Annotated in this window: 17 protein-coding genes; 8 read left to right on the forward strand and 9 right to left on the reverse strand. The window is 60.4% G+C overall.

Annotated features, from left to right (window positions below):
- The first annotated feature begins 1 nt into the window (after position 1).
- Positions 2-799 carry a sugar/pyridoxal phosphate phosphatase YigL gene (gene yigL / locus QDT79_RS05230; RefSeq protein ID WP_063989071.1) on the forward strand — a complete coding sequence of 266 codons (798 nt, stop codon included), beginning with the start codon at positions 2-4 and terminating at the stop codon, positions 797-799.
- A gap of 32 nt (positions 800-831) precedes the next feature.
- Here yigL and glpQ read toward each other — a convergent pair whose 3' ends face one another.
- A complete protein-coding gene (glpQ, locus tag QDT79_RS05235; RefSeq protein ID WP_019452531.1) occupies positions 832-1,911 on the reverse strand; it encodes a glycerophosphodiester phosphodiesterase in 1,080 nt (359 codons plus the stop codon).
- An 83-nt stretch (positions 1,912-1,994) separates the two neighbouring features.
- A complete protein-coding gene (glpT, locus tag QDT79_RS05240) occupies positions 1,995-3,347 on the reverse strand; it encodes a glycerol-3-phosphate transporter (protein ID WP_063989070.1) in 1,353 nt (450 codons plus the stop codon).
- Positions 3,348-3,711: 364 nt separating this feature from the next.
- Between glpT and glpA the strand changes: the two genes are divergently transcribed.
- From glpA to glpC, 3 genes are read left to right on the forward strand one after another with little or no spacing between them, the layout of a single operon-like run.
- Positions 3,712-5,361: an anaerobic glycerol-3-phosphate dehydrogenase subunit A gene (gene glpA, locus QDT79_RS05245; RefSeq protein WP_308316260.1), complete on the forward strand. Its 1,650-nt coding sequence runs from the start codon at positions 3,712-3,714 to the stop codon at positions 5,359-5,361.
- A complete protein-coding gene (gene glpB / locus QDT79_RS05250) occupies positions 5,351-6,619 on the forward strand; it encodes a glycerol-3-phosphate dehydrogenase subunit GlpB (protein ID WP_197817060.1) in 1,269 nt (422 codons plus the stop codon). Before glpA ends, glpB begins: the two co-directional genes overlap by 11 nt.
- A complete protein-coding gene (glpC, locus tag QDT79_RS05255; RefSeq protein ID WP_063989067.1) occupies positions 6,616-7,815 on the forward strand; it encodes an anaerobic glycerol-3-phosphate dehydrogenase subunit GlpC in 1,200 nt (399 codons plus the stop codon). Before glpB ends, glpC begins: the two co-directional genes overlap by 4 nt.
- A 35-nt stretch (positions 7,816-7,850) precedes the next feature.
- Here glpC and QDT79_RS05260 read toward each other — a convergent pair whose 3' ends face one another.
- From QDT79_RS05260 to QDT79_RS05270, 3 genes are all read right to left on the reverse strand, one after another.
- Entirely contained in the window at positions 7,851-8,414 is a 564-nt protein-coding gene (locus QDT79_RS05260; RefSeq protein ID WP_025304887.1) for a DcrB family lipoprotein, read from the reverse strand.
- Between the two features lie 80 nt (positions 8,415-8,494).
- Positions 8,495-8,929 carry a GNAT family N-acetyltransferase gene (locus QDT79_RS05265; RefSeq protein ID WP_063989066.1) on the reverse strand — a complete coding sequence of 145 codons (435 nt, stop codon included), beginning with the start codon at positions 8,927-8,929 and terminating at the stop codon, positions 8,495-8,497.
- A 41-nt stretch (positions 8,930-8,970) separates the two neighbouring features.
- On the reverse strand, positions 8,971-9,630 hold the full coding sequence (locus QDT79_RS05270; RefSeq protein ID WP_308316261.1) for a 7-cyano-7-deazaguanine/7-aminomethyl-7-deazaguanine transporter: 660 nt from the start codon (positions 9,628-9,630) through the stop codon (positions 8,971-8,973).
- Between the two features lie 220 nt (positions 9,631-9,850).
- On the opposite strand from QDT79_RS05270, the gene tusA reads away from it, so the two are divergent.
- Complete coding sequence (tusA, locus tag QDT79_RS05275) at positions 9,851-10,096, forward strand: sulfurtransferase TusA (RefSeq protein WP_025304890.1); 246 nt, start codon at positions 9,851-9,853, stop codon at positions 10,094-10,096.
- Positions 10,097-10,185: 89 nt separating this feature from the next.
- Here the strand turns inward: tusA and QDT79_RS05280 are convergent, their stop codons facing one another.
- The gene (locus QDT79_RS05280; protein ID WP_308316262.1) at positions 10,186-12,504 is read right to left on the reverse strand and encodes a zinc/cadmium/mercury/lead-transporting ATPase; all 2,319 of its coding nucleotides are present in this window, start codon (positions 12,502-12,504) and stop codon (positions 10,186-10,188) included.
- A gap of 681 nt (positions 12,505-13,185) precedes the next feature.
- Between QDT79_RS05280 and QDT79_RS05285 the strand changes: the two genes are divergently transcribed.
- Positions 13,186-14,649: a serralysin family metalloprotease gene (locus QDT79_RS05285; RefSeq protein WP_063989064.1), complete on the forward strand. Its 1,464-nt coding sequence runs from the start codon at positions 13,186-13,188 to the stop codon at positions 14,647-14,649.
- Positions 14,650-14,704: 55 nt separating this feature from the next.
- On the forward strand, positions 14,705-15,082 hold the full coding sequence (locus QDT79_RS05290; RefSeq protein WP_063989063.1) for an AprI/Inh family metalloprotease inhibitor: 378 nt from the start codon (positions 14,705-14,707) through the stop codon (positions 15,080-15,082).
- 40 nt (positions 15,083-15,122) lie between these two features.
- Here the strand turns inward: QDT79_RS05290 and QDT79_RS05295 are convergent, their stop codons facing one another.
- A complete protein-coding gene (locus tag QDT79_RS05295) occupies positions 15,123-15,749 on the reverse strand; it encodes a lysoplasmalogenase (RefSeq protein ID WP_308316263.1) in 627 nt (208 codons plus the stop codon).
- A 160-nt stretch (positions 15,750-15,909) separates the two neighbouring features.
- Between QDT79_RS05295 and QDT79_RS05300 the strand changes: the two genes are divergently transcribed.
- Entirely contained in the window at positions 15,910-16,266 is a 357-nt protein-coding gene (locus QDT79_RS05300; RefSeq protein ID WP_130017529.1) for a DUF2500 domain-containing protein, read from the forward strand.
- Positions 16,267-16,269: 3 nt separating this feature from the next.
- On the opposite strand, the gene QDT79_RS05305 is transcribed toward QDT79_RS05300, so the two are convergent.
- Together QDT79_RS05305 and rsmD are read right to left on the reverse strand one after the other, a co-directional pair.
- Positions 16,270-16,542 (reverse strand): DUF1145 family protein, encoded by a 273-nt coding sequence (locus QDT79_RS05305; protein WP_004934327.1) that lies wholly within the window; start codon positions 16,540-16,542, stop codon positions 16,270-16,272.
- The gene (gene rsmD / locus QDT79_RS05310; RefSeq protein ID WP_063989060.1) at positions 16,532-17,152 is read right to left on the reverse strand and encodes a 16S rRNA (guanine(966)-N(2))-methyltransferase; all 621 of its coding nucleotides are present in this window, start codon (positions 17,150-17,152) and stop codon (positions 16,532-16,534) included. The genes QDT79_RS05305 and rsmD overlap by 11 nt, the downstream gene beginning before the upstream one ends.
- Positions 17,153-17,295 lie beyond the last annotated feature (143 nt).

Here is a 17,295-nt window from a genome sequence, read left to right on the forward strand (position 1 = left end):
TATGTATCACGTCGTCGCTTCCGATTTAGATGGCACGCTGCTGTCTCCCGACCATACCCTGTCGCCGTACGCCAAAGAAACGCTGAAGTTGCTGACCCAACGCGGCGTGCATTTCGTGTTCGCCACCGGCCGCCACCATATCGACGTGGGGCAGATCCGCGACAGCCTGGAGATCAGCGCCTTTATGATCACTTCCAACGGCGCGCGGGTGCATAACACCGCCGGCGAGCTGATTTTCAGCCATAACCTGGACGGGGATATCGCCCGCGATCTGTACGGCATGCTGCACGACGATCCGGAGATCACCACCAACGTCTACCGTAACGACGATTGGTTTACCAACCGCGAAAGCCCGGAGCAGGAAGAATTCTTCCAGGAGTCGGTGTTCAAATATCAGCTGTTTGAGCCGGGCCTGCTGGAAACCGACGGCGTCTGCAAGGTTTACTTCACCTGTGAAGATCACGAGCGTTTGCTGCAGGTGGAAGACGCCATCAACGCGCGCTGGGGCGATCGGGTCAATGTCAGCTTCTCGTTCCCGACCTGCCTGGAAGTGATGGCGGGCGGCGTGTCGAAAGGGCATGCGCTGGAAGAAGTGGCCAAGATCATCGGCTATACGCTGCAAGAGTGCATCGCCTTCGGCGACGGCATGAACGATCTGGAGATGCTGTCGATGGCCGGCAAGGGTTGCATCATGCGCGATGCGCATCAGCGCCTGAAGGATATGCTGCCGGAGTTGGAGGTGATCGGTTCCAACGTCGATAACGCGGTGCCGCACTACCTGCGCAAGATGTTCCTCTGAAATAATAAGGGCGCCTTGCGGCGCCCTTGACATTACTTGTGCTGGCCCTGTTTCTGCAGGAACTGCACGCCCTTGTCCGGGAAGTCGGTGAACACGCCGTCGACGCCGGCCTGGTTGTAAATCACGTCATACAGCTGGTTCACGTCGGTAACATACTTCGGCAGCGCATCGGCGCGGATGGTGAACGGATGCACCGCCAGCTTGCTGGCGTGCGCTTCTTTCACCATGTCGGTCAGCACGATGTGGCCCGGCTTGGATTTATCCGCCACGACCAGCATGTGGTAGTCCGGCCCGATACCGTCGGCATACTGAGCGATTTTCTTCATCGCGCCTGGTTTGAACATCCAGTCGTAGTCGTATTCTACCCACTTGCCATCGGCTTTCTGCTCGTAGGTTTCCTGCCAGTCGTTATAGGCGATCAGCTGCACCAGCTTCAGATCCATACCCAGCTTCGGCTCCAGCTCGTTCTTGATACGTTTGAGCTCGTTGGCGTCGAAGCACTGCAGGTAGACGTTGTCGTTTTTGCCGGTATAGCCGTACTGCTTGAGCACCGCCAGCACTTTGCTGGAGATGTCTTTGCCTTCCTGTTTGTGGAACCAAGGCGCCTTGATTTCCGGGTAGATGCCGATGTTCTTGCCGGTCGAATGGTTCAGACCCTGCACGAACTCGATCTCTTCCTGGAAGGTGTGTACGCGGAAGTCGGATTTGCCCATCGGGAAGCGGCCAGGATAACCCTGTACCTTCTTGCCGTTTTCGATTTCAAAGCCTTCGGTGAACTTCAGCGATTTGATCTCCGCCAGCGTAAAGTCGATGGCGTAGTAGCGGCCGTCTTTGCGCGCGCGGTCCGGGAAGCGTTCGGCGACGTCGGTGACGCGATCGAGGTAATGATCGTGCAACACTACCAGCTCGTTGTCCTTGGTCATCACCAGATCTTGTTCGAGGTAATCGGCGCCCTGGGCGTAGGCCATCGCTTTCGCCGGCAGGGTGTGTTCCGGCAGGTAGCCGCTGGCGCCACGGTGGGCGATCACCACTTTGTCCGCCGCCTGTGCGGCGCTGACCATCGAGGTGGCGAGAATGATCCCTGTCAGCAGGGCTTTGACTTGAGTCCGCATTCCGTTTTTCTCCGTGTTGTTGGGGGCAGGGTAGTAAAAAGGCCGCAGGGCGGCCTTTAAATCATGCAAAAGTCGTGTGACGCTTAACCGCGCTTGGCGGCGATTTCCGCGTGGTGTTTCTTTTCGTTCAGCATGGTCAGCAGCAGCAGGATAACCGCCAGCACGCCGCCGCCGATCATCACCATGAAGCCGCCGTCCCAACCGAAGAAGTCCACGGTGTAACCGACGATGGCGCTGGCCGCAACCGAGCCGCCCAGGTAGCCGAACAGGCCGGTGAAGCCCGCGGCGGTGCCGGCGGCTTTCTTCGGTGCCAGCTCCAGCGCGTGCAGGCCGATCAGCATCACCGGGCCGTAGATCAGGAAGCCGATGACCAGCATACAGATCATGTCCACGGTCGGGTTACCGGCCGGGTTCATCCAGAACACCACGGTGGCGATGGTCACCAGCGTCATGAAGAACACGCCGGTGGCGCCGCGGTTGCCTTTGAACACTTTGTCCGACATCCAGCCGCACAGCAGGGTGCCCGGGATACCGGCGTATTCATACAGGAAGTAGGCCCAGGAAGATTTGTCCAGCGCGAAGTGTTTCACTTCTTTCAGGTAAGTCGGCGACCAGTCCAGAATGCCGTAACGCAGCAGATAGACGAACACGTTGGCGACCGCGATGTACCACAGCAGCTTGTTCGGCAGAATGTACTGCATGAAGATCTGCTTGGCGGTCAGCTCTTCTTCGTCTTTTTCGCTGTAGTCGTCCGGATAGTCGTTTTTGTACTCTTCAATCGGCGGCAGGCCACAGGATTGCGGGGTGTCGCGCATCAGGGCGAAGGCGATCAGGGCCACCAGGATGGCGCCGAAGGCCGGCATGTACAGCGCCGCGTGCCAGTCGTTGAACCAGGCCATACCCAGCAGGAACAGCAGCGGCGGCAGGCCGCCACCCACGTTGTGGGCGCAGTTCCAGATGGAAACGATGCCGCCGCGTTCTTTCTGCGACCACCAGTGCACCATGGTGCGGCCGCACGGCGGCCACCCCATGCCCTGGAACCAGCCGCACAGGAACAGCAGAACGAACATCACCGCGATGCTGGAGGTGGCCCACGGCACGAAGCCCATGAACAACATCACCGCCGCCGCCAGGATCAGGCCGGCGGGCAGGAACACCCGCGGGTTGGAACGGTCGGAGACCGAGCCCATGATGAATTTGGAGAAGCCGTAGGCGATGGAGATGCCTGACAGCGCGAAGCCGAGGTCGCCGCGGCTGAAGCCTTGTTCGATCAGGTAAGGCATGGCCAGGGTGAAGTTCTTACGCACCAGGTAGTAGGCGGCGTAACCGAAGAAGATCCCCAGGAAAATTTGCCAGCGCAGCTTACGGTAGAGCGGATCTACCTTATCGCTCGGCACACGGGCGGTGTGTGCGGCCGGCTTAAAAATACTCAACATGAGCGCCTCCGATGGCTTTATCTGTTATCACATCAATATGACCTTTTACGTTCATTTGATGATTGAGCGGATATCGAATGTGGTGTTTTTGTGTTCCATAACGAGCGCCATTGTCGACAAATACGCCTGGTGTCGCTGTGACGAATGGCGCAATTGTTACACTTTCATGAAACCACGGCGGATTTTGAGCGATTCGTTAACGTTATGAAATAGAAAAACGTCCAAAAATCGTGATTATGATCACATTGATGGTTTTTTGTGGTCATTTTTATTTCGTTTTATGTTCGTTATTGTTCCTTATCAAACAAAGACCCTAATAACCGTGGCTCAATAGGCTCATAACTACCGATCCTGAGGGAGCGACATGAGCAGCTATTTTGACGGCGGCGAAACGGATGTGATCATCATCGGCGGCGGCGCCACCGGCGCAGGCATCGCCCGCGACTGTGCGCGGCGCGGCTTGCGTTGCATTTTGCTGGAGCGCCACGACATCGCCACCGGCGCCACCGGCCGCAACCACGGTTTATTGCACAGCGGTGCGCGCTATGCGGTGACCGACGGCGAGTCGGCGCGCGAGTGCATCGAAGAAAACCGCATCCTGAAACGTATCGCTCATCACTGTATCGAGCGCACCAATGGGCTGTTCATCACCCTGCCGCAGGACTCGCTGGACTATCAGCAACAGTTTATCGCCGCCTGTCGCCAGGCCGACATCGACGCCGAGGCGATCGACCCGCAGCTGGCGCTGCGGCTGGAGCCGGCGGCTAACCCGGCGCTGATCGGCGCGGTGCGCGTGCCGGACGGCACCGTCGATCCTTTCCGGCTGACCGCCGCCAACATGTTGGACGCGCGCGAACACGGCGCGCAGATCCTGACCTACCACCAGGTGGTGGGATTGTTGCGCAGCGGCGATCGGGTGACGGGCGTGCGCGTTTACGACCATCAGAATCAGCGGCGTTATGAGCTGCATGCGCCGGTGGTGGTCAACGCCGCCGGCATCTGGGGCCAGCAGATCGCCGAATACGCCGACTTGCGCATCCGCATGTTCCCGGCCAAAGGGGCGCTGCTGATCCTCGGCCATCGCATCAACAACATGGTGATCAACCGCTGCCGCAAACCGGCAGACGCCGACATCCTGGTGCCGGGCGACACCATCTCGTTGATCGGCACCACCTCGACCCATATCGACTACGACCAAATTGACAACATGCTGGTGACCCCGCAGGAGGTGGACATTCTGATCCGCGAGGGGGCGCTGCTGGCGCCCACCCTGGCGCAGACCCGCATTCTGCGCGCCTATGCCGGGGTGCGGCCGCTGGTGGCCAGCGACGACGACCCTAGCGGGCGCAACGTCAGCCGCGGCATCGTGCTGCTCGATCACGCCAGCCGCGACGGGCTGGAAGGGTTTATCACCATCACCGGCGGTAAGCTGATGACCTACCGCCTGATGGCGGAGTGGGCCACCGACAAGGTGTGCGAGAAGCTTGGCGTAAACCGCCCGTGCACCACTGCGCAGGACGCGTTGCCCGGATCCCGCCAGTCGGCGGAGGAAACGGTGCGCAGCGTGGTTTCTCTGCCCGCCAGCATTCGCGGTTCGGCAATTTATCGTCACGGCGATCGCGCCAGCCAGGTGCCGGCGGCCGATCGGCTCGATACCAGCCTGGTGTGCGAATGCGAGGCGGTGACCGCCGGGGAAGTGCGTTATGCGGTCAACTCGCTGACCGTCAATAACCTGGTGGATCTGCGCCGCCGCACCCGCGTCGGCATGGGCACCTGCCAGGGCGAACTCTGCGCCTGCCGCGCCGCTGGGCTGCTGACGCGCTTTAACGTCAGCACGCCGCAGCAATCCATCGCGCAGCTGTCGCAGTTCCTCAACGAACGCTGGAAAGGCGTGCGGCCGATCGCCTGGGGCGACGCGCTGCGCGAGAGTGAATTTACCAGTTGGGTTTACCAGGGGTTATGCGGGCTTGAAGCCCAGGCCGACAAAGAGCGGGAGGCGGATGATGCGATTTGACGTAGTGGTGATTGGCGGCGGCCTGGCGGGTCTGAGCTGCGCCATTGCCGTGGCCGAACAGGGCAAGCGTTGTGCGGTGGTCAGTTCCGGCCAGAGCGCGCTCTACTTCTCCTCCGGTTCGCTCGATCTGCTGGCGAGATTGCCGGACGGTACGCCGGTCGAGATGCCGCTGGCGGCGTTACCGCAGCTGGCGCAACAGGCGCCGCAGCATCCGTATGCCCTGATCGGGCCTGGCCGGGTGGCGGCGCTGTCCGCCGCCGCACAGCGGCTGCTGGAGCGCTGCGGGCTGAACCTGCAGGGCGAGGGAGCCAGCAATCATCTGCGTATTACGCCGCTCGGCACGCGCCGCGCCACCTGGCTCAGCCCGCAGGCGATCCCGACGCTGCCGCTGACCGGCCAACTGCCGTGGCGGCGCATCGCGGTGATCGGCATCGAAGGATTCCTCGACTTCCAGCCGCAGATGGCCGCCGACTCCCTGAGCCGCGAGCTCGGCGTAGAGACGGAGGTGGCCTATCTGCACATGCCGGCGCTGGACCGATTGCGCAATAACCCCAGCGAGTTCCGCGCGGTAAACATCGCCCGGGTACTGGATTTGATGGAAAGCCTGCCGCCGATGGCCGAAGAGCTGCGGCGGCTGGCGGGGGAAGCCGAGGCGCTCTTCCTGCCTGCCTGTCTGGGCCTGGAGGACGATGCGTCGCTGGCGGTGTTGCAGGATGCGGTCGGCAAGCCGATCCGGCTGCTGCCGACGCTGCCGCCTTCGGTGCCCGGCATGCGCTTGCATCAGGCGCTGCGGCGGCGTTTCCAACAGCTGGGCGGCGTTTTCATGCCTGGCGACAGCGTGCTGCGCGCCGAGTGTGAAGCCGGCCGCGTCACCGGCCTGTATACCCGCAACCACGGCGATATTCCGCTGCGGGCGCAGCAGGTGGTGCTGGCCAGCGGCAGCTTCTTCAGCAACGGGCTGGTGGCGAATTTCGACGGGGTGCGCGAGCCAATCTTCGAGCTGGACGTACACAGCCGCGCGGATCGCGCCGACTGGAGCCGGCGCGAGCTGTTTGCACCGCAGCCTTATCTGCAGTTTGGCGTGCGCACCGATGGCAGGCTGCGGGCGATGAAACAGGGAATGCCGTTCGACAATCTGTATGCCATCGGCGCGGTCGCCGGCGGCTACGATCCGCTGCAGCAAGGCTGCGGCGCCGGCGTGTCATTGATCGGTGCGCTGCACGTCGCGCAGCAGATCGCCGCGGAGGAAAACGCATGAGCCTGCATCAGGACCACAGCTTTGAAAGCTGCATCAAATGCACCGTCTGCACCACCTACTGCCCGGTCGCCAAAGTGAACCCGCTCTATCCGGGGCCGAAACAGGCGGGGCCGGACGGCGAGCGGCTGCGGCTGAAAGATCCGGCGTTGTACGACGAAGCGCTGAAATACTGCACCAACTGCAAACGTTGTGAAGTGGCCTGCCCGTCCGACGTCAAAATCGGCGATATCATTCAACGCGCCCGCGCCGACTTCGCCCAGAACAAGCCGACGCTGCGCGACGCCATCCTCAGCCACACCGACATCATGGGCTCGCTGTCGACGCCGTTCGCGCCGATCGTCAACGCCGCTACCGGGCTGAAACCGGTGCGCAAGCTGTTGGACAAGGCGCTGAAGATCGATCACCGTCGCGAACTGCCGAAATACTCGTTCGGCACCTTCCGCCGCTGGTACCGGCAACAGGTGCAGGCTCAGCAGCGTTATGCCGAGCAGGTGGCGTTTTTCCACGGCTGCTTCGTCAACTATAACCATCCGCAGCTGGGCAAGGATTTGATCCGGGTGTTCAACGCGCTGGATATCGGCGTGCAGCTACTGAAACGCGAGAAATGCTGCGGCGTGCCGCTGATCGCCAACGGGTTTATCGAGCAGGCCAAAAAGCAGGCCAGGGTCAACGCCGAATCGCTGCATGAAGCGGTGCTGGAACGCGGCATTCCGGTGGTGGCGACCTCATCGAGCTGCACCTTCACCCTGCGCGACGAATACCCGCATCTGCTGGACGTGGACACTACCCCGGTGCGCGATCGGGTGGAGCTGGCGACGCGCTATCTCTATCGCCTGATCAATCAGGGGCGCAGCCTGCCGCTGCAGCACACGCCGCTGCGGGTGGCTTATCACACGCCTTGCCATATGGAGAAAATGGGCTGGACCGCCTACACCCTGGAGCTGCTGCGGCAGATACCGGGGCTGGAGCTGGTGGTGCTGGATTCGCAGTGCTGCGGCATCGCCGGCACCTACGGGTTTAAATCGGAGAACTACGCCACTTCGCAAGGTATCGGCGCGCCGCTGTTCCGGCAGATCGAAGAGAGCGGGGTGGATCTGGTGGTGACCGACTGCGAAACCTGCAAATGGCAGATAGAAATGTCCACCAGCAAGCGCTGCGAACATCCGATCACCTTGCTGGCGCAGGCGCTGACGTAAAAACGAAAGGGCCGGCAAGCCGGCCCTCTGTGGGATTACTGCTTCAGCTTCAGGGTGGAGATGATGCCTTCGGCTTCGGTCTGCGCCTGCTGCTGATTGTCCGCCGGCAGCGTCACCTGAATGGTCAGCATGTTGTTGTTCAGCGAACCGATCAGGACGGAGGAATAAGCTTTTTCACCGCCGCTGGTGATGATGCTGTCCAACTGACGCAGCGGCACGCCGTTGACGTCGAGCGCTTTGTTGGTGATCACCTGCAGGTTGGCGTCACGCGCGCGCTGGGTATTCTCCAGGCGCTTGGCCAGGGTCTCCAGGCTGTCGGCGGTCTTGTCGCCCAGGATGACGATCACCGCGCGCTGGCCGGTGCTGTCTGCGTAAACATGCATGTTGTTGGCCTGGTTGCCCAGCTTGCCGCTCTGATCCGCCATGCCAACCGGCAGGGTGAACGCCAGTTTACCGTCCAGCAGGCTGACCTGCTGCCCAGCCGGCGCGCTGGCCGCTGCGCCGTCTGGCGCTGCCTTGGTGTCTTTGGTGTTGCCGTCGCAGGCCGCGAGGCCAAGCGCCAGCAGGCTGATACCCATCAATTTCGCTACTTTACGCATCGGGCTTCCTTCTTCCTTTCCGGTAGGGATTCACTGTCGTATCGCAACCTATTCCAGGTTGAAATGCAAGGCAGATGTTGTCACAAGTTTTTTTCCAGTAATAGCCGATAATCAGCCACTTCGCCTATCTTTTCCAGCTGAACAATCTGATAGTGATGGGCGAGCAGCATCGTCAGCATGGCGCGGAACCGGTTACGGGTTTTGACCGTCAGTTGGCGATAGCCCTGCGCCCGCGCCCAGCGTTCCTGTTCGGCCAACAAGGCCTGCGCCACGCCGTGGCGACGGCATGTCGGCAGCACGCCACCCAGCCAGCTGTAAAACACCGTTTCCTGCCGTTGATAACCGAGTTTGAAACCGGCCGGCTGCCCGCCTATCTCGGCGATCAACAGGCTGGCGGGGGCGGCACCGATACGCCGCTGCAGATCGGCCAGGCTATGCAGGCCACCGAATTCGGGGATGCGTTGGTAAAGGCGGTGGATTTCTTCGAGCGTGGCGGTGCGGACGATTGGGGTCATGAGCGGCCTCCAAAGGATAGGGCCGCCCAGAATAACACGACTCAGCTCGGCTGCAGGCTGCCGCTGCGCGCTGCGATGCGTTTGAGCAGCATGTTCAGCAACACGCCGTACATCGGCAGGAAGAACAGTAGGCAGATCATCACCTTGAAACTGTAATCCACCAGCGCGATCTCCACCCAGTTATTGGCCATGAAGGGATCGCTGCTCTTGTAGAAGGCGATGAAGAAGAACGCCAGCGTATCGCTGATGTTGCCGAAGAACATCGCCGCCGCCGGCGCCACCCACCAGGCGCTGCGCTGGCGCAGGCGGTTAAAGACGTGAACGTCGAGGATCTGGCCGAGTACGTAGGCCATAAAGCTGGCCACGGCAATGCGCGCCACGAACAGGTTAAAACTGCCCAGCGCCGCGAAGCCCTGCCATTCTCCCTGATAGGTGACGGTGGAGATCACGTAAGAGATGAACAGCGCCGGCACCATCACCGCCAGGATAATCCGCCGCGCCAGCGGCGCGCCGAAAATGCGCACGGTCAGATCGGTTGCGAGGAAGATAAACGGGAAGGTAAAGGCGCCCCAGGTGGTATGGAAGCAGAAAACGGTGATCGGCAGCTGCACCAGGTAGTTGCTGGAGGTAATGATGGCGATATGAAACAGCGAAAGCCAGACCAACGCCGTGAAGCGCTGCTGTGCGGTAAACGAATACATATTGTAGCCTTTTTAGCAGTGGGGTGAGGGAACCCAGTGTGTCTTGTCAAAACAGCAAAAAACGCTGCGCGGCGGCATGATACGCGTTTGCGCAACCAATGCAATGGTTAAATTTAACGCAAACGTTAACGCATCTTGCGCAGAAAAACTACCGGCGTAAACTAGGCGCTAATGAGATGCGGCGAGCGTTCGCCGATCGTTTTTGAACGAGAAAAATTGCATGACTGACTTATTTGCCCAGGCAGACCAGACGCTCGACGCGCTGGGCCTGCGTTGCCCGGAACCGGTAATGATGGTGCGTAAAACCGTGCGCCATATGGACAACGGCGAAACGCTGCTGATTATCGCCGACGATCCAGCCACCACCCGCGATATTCCGGGGTTCTGCCGCTTTATGGAGCATACGCTGGTGGCGCAGGAGACCGAGCAGGCGCCATACCGTTATCTGCTGCGTAAAGGTGTATAACGGCGACACGGTCGTGTTGATGAAGGAAAAGTCCCTTTCCCCGAAATGACAACGGGCGCGCTATGCCGCGCCCGTATTGCTTTCCGAACTTAGCTGCGCTTTTTCAACAGCCGCAGCGCGTTGGCGGTGACCAGCGCGGTGGCGCCGGAGTCGGCCAGCACCGCCAGCCACAAACCGGTCAGCCCCAGCAGGCTGGTGATCAGGAAGACCCCCTTCAGCCCCAATGCGATGGTGATGTTCTGCCGGATATTGGCGTGGGTGGCGCGCGAGATGCGGATCATCTCCGCGACGCCTACCAGCCGGTTGTGGGTTAGGGCGGCGTCGGCGGTTTCCAATGCCACGTCGGTGCCGCTGCCCATGGCGATGCCGATGCTGGAGGCCTTCATCGCCGGGGCGTCGTTGATGCCGTCGCCGATCATCGCCGTCGGGCGCAGTTCGCTCAGTTCGGTGACCGCGCTGACCTTATCTTCCGGCAGCAGGCCGGCACGATAGTCGAGGCCCAGCTCGCCGGCGATCGCCGCGGCGGCGCGCGGGTTGTCGCCGGTCAGCATCACGCCGCGAATACCCAGCGCGTTCAGTTCGGCTATCGCCTGTTTGGCGTCGCCGCGCAGCGTATCGCGCAGCGCCAGCAAGCCGATGGGCGCGCCGTCTTCCAGCACCACCACCGCCGTTTTGCCGGCGTTTTCCAGCTTGTCTACCTGGCTCTGCCATTGAGCGTCGAGCTGGCCCGGTGCCAGCTTGCCCGGCGCGCTGATCAGCACGGTCTTGCCGTCCACGATCCCTTCCACGCCGACGCCGGCCAGCGCGCGGCGCGCCTGCGCCAGCGGCAGCTCAGTCCCGCTTTCGGCGGCGCGGTTGATGATCGCCTGCGCCAGCGGGTGATGTGAACCGGCTTCTACCGCGGCGGCAAGCTGCAGCAGCCGCTGTTCGGTGAGCGCGCCGATCGGCAGCACGTCGGTCACCGTCGGCTTGCCTTCGGTCAGGGTACCGGTTTTATCGAAGGCGATGGTTTGTATCTGGCCCAGCTGTTCCAGCGCCGCACCGCCTTTAATCAGCGCGCCGCGCCGCGTGGCGGCTGCCAGCCCGGATGTAATGGCCGCCGGAGTCGAGATCACCAATGCGCATGGGCAACCGATCAGCAGCAGCGTCAGGCCGCGATAGATCCAGGTATCCCACGGCTGCGAGAACAGCAGCGGCGGCAGCAGGATCACCGCGACGGCCAGCAGCATAATGGCCGGGGTGTAATAACGGCTGAACCGATCGAGGAAGCGTTCGATCGGCGCGCGGCGCTCTTCGGCCTCTTCAATCAGCTGCAAAATGCGGTCGATGGCGTTTTTGCCGGGCTCGGAGATCACCTTCATCTGCGCCGCCTGATCGACGGACAGGCTGCCGGCGGCCACTTTCTCACCCTGTTGGCGCTCGACCGGCACCGACTCGCCGGTCAGGGCGCTTTCGTCGAAGCTGGCGAACGGATTGAGCAGCTCGGCGTCGGCCGGCAGGCGCCCGCCGGGCGCGATTTCAATCACATCGCCCGGACGCAGGCTGGCGACCGGCACGCGTTTGCGCTCCGCACCTTGCAGCAGCAGCGCATCTTCCGGCACCAGCTCCATCAGCGCCGTCACCCCGCGCCGTGCGCGGTTGGCGGCGTAGGATTCCAGCAGCTCACCGACCATAAACAGCAGCAGCACCATCGCCGCCTCGGCGGTGGCGCCGATGAACAGCGCGCCGATGGCCGCCACGCTCATCAGCGTTTCGATGGCGAACGGCGTGCCGGAACGAATCAGACGCAGCGCCTTGGTGGCGACCGGCGCCAATCCGACCAGCGTGGTGGCGATAAAGGCGATGCGGCCCAGCTCCGGGTTAACCCGATCCAGCACCCAGCTGACGATCATCAGGGTGGTTAACAGCAGCAGCGGTGCGAATTCGCCGAAGCGTGAGGTTTTCGGCGCGGGGGCTTTGGCGGTCTGGGTGCCGAGCAGGGTAAAGCCGGCTTGGGCGACCGCGTCCTGGATCCGCAGGCTGATGTCGGACTGTGCGTCGACCACCAGTTTTTCGGTGGCGAACAGCACGCGCACGCTGTCGACGCCGGGGAGTGAAATGACGGCATTTTCGATTTTCTTGGCGCAGCTGGGGCAGTCCATGCCGGTGACTTTCCAGCTGAAACGTTGGCTACCGGAAGGGGGAGCGGCGGCCAGCCTGTCGCTTTCCTCGTCCGGATCGTCGGGTGCGGCGGTGCAGCTGCCGCTATCGCCATGATCGTGATGGTGGTGGGCGTGTTCGGCCTGTGCGGCGGCGTTTTTCGGCTCGCTGCTGCAGCCATGTTGAGTTTTGCTGTGGCTGTGGTTGCAGCCGCATCCGCCTTCGGCGTGGTGATGTTCCTGATGATTATGGTTTTGCTGATTGTGCATAACGTCCCCCTTCGGGCTGTTAAACGGGTTTGCTCAGCTGACTCTACACCCTGGAGTCAACTCCAGAGTCAAGCGCCGGATGAGAATTATTGCTAACGGCGTTCGAGCCTATAAAGGGGTATTCATTCAATAATGAATAATGCGAATTTTAATCTATCGGCTTTTCTTATCCTCTATTGGGATGAAAAGGCTCGCCGCCGTTAGTTTAAATAAGAAAATAATATTCCTATAGAAACTAAAAAATCGCGCGACCTAATAATAAAGAGTTATTAATCTATAACGCTTTAGCAAAATTTACCCTTTTCCCTGTGCGAAGCCAGCATGATTCGCTTGAGTCTGCAGGCCGCATTACTATTGAAGTTTGGTGCCAACTTATCCTCATCAAGTTTCATTTGTTTTGTAAATAATCCTAAAAAGCAGCATAACAAACTTTCGTTGCGATAATAAATGGTTGATTATTTTATGTGCAGTTTTGCGGCCCTGCCTATAATTGGAATCGATTACCATTTTTAATGGCGATCTTATTTGCTGATATATATGCATTAATTCTACCTAACACACTGCCGGTAACGGCGCATAAGCCCCTTCCAGCAAGCTTAAGGTTCATTAACCGTGGCTTACGGGGAGGTTATGTCTATCTGTCTGATTGATATCAATCAGGTAATGAGTGGAATCGAACCAATGCAATCTACTAAAAAGGCAATTGAAATTACTGAATCCAGCCTTGCAGCCGCAACAACCGGCTACGATGCTGTAGACGACCTGCTGCATTATCATGAGCGGGGTAACGGGATTCAGATTAATGGCAAGGATTCATTTTCTAACGAGCAAGCTGGGCTGTTTATTACCCGCGAGAATCAAACCTGGAACGGTTACAAGGTATTTGGCCAGCCGGTTAAATTAACCTTCTCCTTCCCGGACTATAAGTTCTCTTCCACCAACGTCGCCGGCGACACCGGGCTGAGCAAGTTCAGCGCGGAACAGCAACAGCAGGCTAAGCTGTCGCTACAGTCCTGGGCCGACGTCGCCAATATCACTTTCACTGAAGTGGCGGCCGGTCAAAAGGCCAACATCACCTTCGGCAACTACAGCCAGGATCGCCCAGGCCACTATGATTACGGCACCCAGGCCTACGCCTTCCTGCCGAACACCATTTGGCAGGGCCAGGATCTGGGCGGCCAGACCTGGTACAACGTCAACCAATCCAACGTGAAGCATCCGGCGACCGAAGACTACGGCCGTCAGACGTTCACCCATGAGATTGGCCATGCGTTGGGCCTGAGCCACCCGGGCGACTACAACGCCGGTGAGGGTAACCCGACCTATCGCGACGTCACCTATGCGGAGGATACCCGCCAGTTCAGCCTGATGAGCTACTGGAGTGAAACCAACACCGGTGGCGACAACGGCGGCCACTATGCCGCGGCTCCGCTGCTGGATGACATTGCCGCCATTCAGCATCTCTATGGCGCCAATCTGTCGACCCGCACCGGCGACACCGTGTACGGTTTTAACTCCAACACCGGTCGCGATTTCCTCAGCACGACCAGCAACTCGCAGAAAGTGATCTTTGCAGCCTGGGATGCGGGCGGTAACGATACCTTCGATTTCTCCGGTTACACCGCGAACCAGCGCATCAACCTGAACGAGAAATCGTTCTCCGACGTGGGTGGCCTGAAGGGCAACGTCTCGATCGCCGCCGGGGTGACCATCGAGAACGCTATCGGCGGTTCCGGCAACGACGTGATCGTCGGTAACGCGGCCAACAACGTGCTGAAAGGCGGCGCAGGTAACGACGTGCTGTTCGGCGGCGGCGGGGCGGATGAGCTGTGGGGCGGTGCCGGCAAAGACATCTTCGTGTTCTCTGCCGCCAGCGATTCCGCACCGGGCGCTTCAGACTGGATCCGCGACTTCCAGAAGGGGATCGACAAAATTGACCTGTCGTTCTTCAATAAAGAAGCGCAGAGCAGCGATTTCATTCACTTCGTCGATCACTTCAGCGGCGCGGCCGGCGAAGCGCTGCTCAGCTACAACGCTTCCAACAACGTGACCGATTTGTCGGTGAACATTGGTGGCCATCAGGCGCCGGACTTCCTGGTGAAAATCGTCGGCCAGGTAGACGTCGCCACTGACTTTATCGTGTAACGCAGCAACGGAACGCCCGGCGCAGTCTCGGCCGGGCGTAATGCGGGAGCCCGGTATGAAAGGTACTTTAACGCGCACCGCTTTGGCGGCGGGCGGCATGATGATGACAAGTGCGGTCATGGCCGGCAGCCTGGCGTTGCCGACCGCGCAGTCGCTGGCGGGGCAATGGCAGGTGGCCGATAGCGAACGCCAATGCCAAATCGAGTTTCTGGCGAATGAGCAAAGCGAGACCAACGGCTATCAGCTGGTGGATCGGCAACGGTGTCTGCAAAGCGTGTTTGCGGCGGAAGTCGTGGGCTGGCGCCCGGCGCCGGACGGCATCGCGCTGCTGCGGGCGGATGGCAGCACCCTGGCCTTCTTCTCGCGCGACGGCGATCTGTATCGCAATCAGCTGGGCGCCGACGATGCCCTGACGTTGAAAGCGCTGGCTTAATGAAGAAACGGGTTCGGCGCACCGAACCCGTGGCAGAGAGTTACAGGTAGAGCGAACGCACGATCAGGAAGTGGCCGGAGAAGTAACAGAAGGCCACGATGGCGTCCGCCGCGCGGAAGGTGAAACGGTAGCGGTTGAGCAGCCAAACCACGTTGGCCAGCAGCAGCAGCGAGGTGCCGGTCAGCAACGAGAAGCCGAAATCGGTACTGCGCAGGAAATATTGCTCGCCCGCCAGCCAGACCATTAGCAGCGTCATCGCCACGTAGGTGGCGATCGGCCAACGCATCTCTTCCAGCCGGGTCCAAAGGGTGGCCAGCAGCAACGCGCCGATCGCCAGCAGCGCCAGCGGCAGCGGCCAGAACAGACTGAACGTCATCTGGCTGGCGAAGCTCAGGGTATACAGCAGGTGGGACAGGAAAAAGGTGCCGATGGCGTACAGCACCCGCTCGCGCGGCAGCAGGAGCAGCGCGTCACCGATCAGCGTCGCCAGCAGGCCGAGCACGATCAGATAACCTGCTGCGCCGAGCACCGGCGCCTGCCAGGCCAACAGCAACAGCAGCAGCAGCGTGACGGGTTTGAACACCCAGCGCTGCCAGCGCGGGCCACGGTAAGAGGCGTCGACGAACAGCCAACCGGAAAAGAATACGGCAAGGAACGGCCAACTCATTTATGTCTTCCTTATGCATGAGGGAGCCGCAATAACCGGCTCCAAACTGTCACCAATGTCACTTCTTCATTTCAGTGTAGGTAGCCTGCCGACGATCGACAATGCTTTCTTGAGAATGCTATGTTTACGCCGATTTGGCCGTGAAGGAAATGGGAAACCGATGAGCAAGCCACCGTTGTTTTTTGTCGCCGTGATTGCGTTGATTGCCGTGCTGGCCACGCAACGCTATTTCAAACAGCGCCAGCAGGAGGCGGAAAACGATCGTGCGCCGATGCGCAGTCTGCAGGTGACGGTGAGCGACAAGCGCAGCTTCCCGGTCGCCAAGACCCGTGCGCCGCAGCGCGAACCGCTGGTCAATGAGCCGATGTATTACGAGGTGGTGTTCAGCCCGAACCAGGGCGGTGAAGATATCCAGCTGCGGCTGAAACAGTGGCAATACAACCCGATAGAAAAAGGCGCGCAGGGCACGTTGAACATGCAGGGCACGCGCTTCGTTTCTTTCACCGTTCAGCCGTAGCGGTCACTTTTTCTTGATGGGTGGCTGTTTCTTCTGCCAGGCCAACAGCTCGAACACGCCAAAGATAAAGATCTTGGCTTCTTGCCAGTAGCTGATTGGCTGATCCTTCGGCTGGGTGGATTTCAACAGCACCAGCTGCAGGCCGTGCATCACCACCATAAAGAACAGCGCCACGTCGATGAAATACTTCAGCGGCTTGGGAAACGGGTGGAACAGGTTAGAGAGCAGGAAGCCCCATACGCACAGCATCAGCAGGCGGCCCAGATTAATCAGCATGGTCGGTTTTCTCTTGCGAACGAATATAAAGGCGATAAGCCACCTGGCCGGCGACCTTCTCCCGGTGCAGCTGCCAACTGGCAGGCACGTCCGCCGCGGCGTTTTCCACCTCGGCTTCTACATAGATCCAGGCCTCGTCGGCCAGCCAGCCTCGCTGCTCCAGCAGCAAGGCGGTCTCCGACAGCAGGCCTTTGCGAAACGGCGGATCGAGGAACACCACGTCGAACGGTTGGCCCTCGCCCGCCAGCCAGCTCAGCGCGTTGGTGTTGATAACCACCCCTTTGCCCTGCAGCAGCGCCAGATTTTTTTCCAGCTGCTGCGCCACCGGCCGTTCGAATTCCAGCAGCGTGGCGCTGCCGGCGTAGCGCGACAGCGCTTCCAGCCCTAATGCGCCGCTGCCGGCGAAACAGTCCAGACAGCGCGCGCCCTGAATCACCGGCGCCAGCCAGTTGAACAGGGTTTCACGCACCCGATCGGTGGTGGGGCGCAGCCCCGGGCTGTTCGGCACCGGAAGCTTGCGACCGCGCCATTGGCCGCCGATGATGCGGATCTGTCCGGCTGCGGCCTGGGGCGGTTTTTTGGCCGCCGCCCGTGGCGAGAGTCTTGTCATAAGCGTTGTTTGATTTCTTTTACGGCGCGGGGCCGCAGAGGTTAACGAAAAGTTGTCCCTATTCTACCGGTGACGGGCGTCGGGGGGAACGGTAAAACTTTGTTGTCTGATTTCACACCGGAAAGCATGCCGGATGCGTGTTG

The organism is Serratia marcescens (assembly GCF_029846115.1).
Classification (GTDB): domain Bacteria; phylum Pseudomonadota; class Gammaproteobacteria; order Enterobacterales; family Enterobacteriaceae; genus Serratia; species Serratia marcescens_L.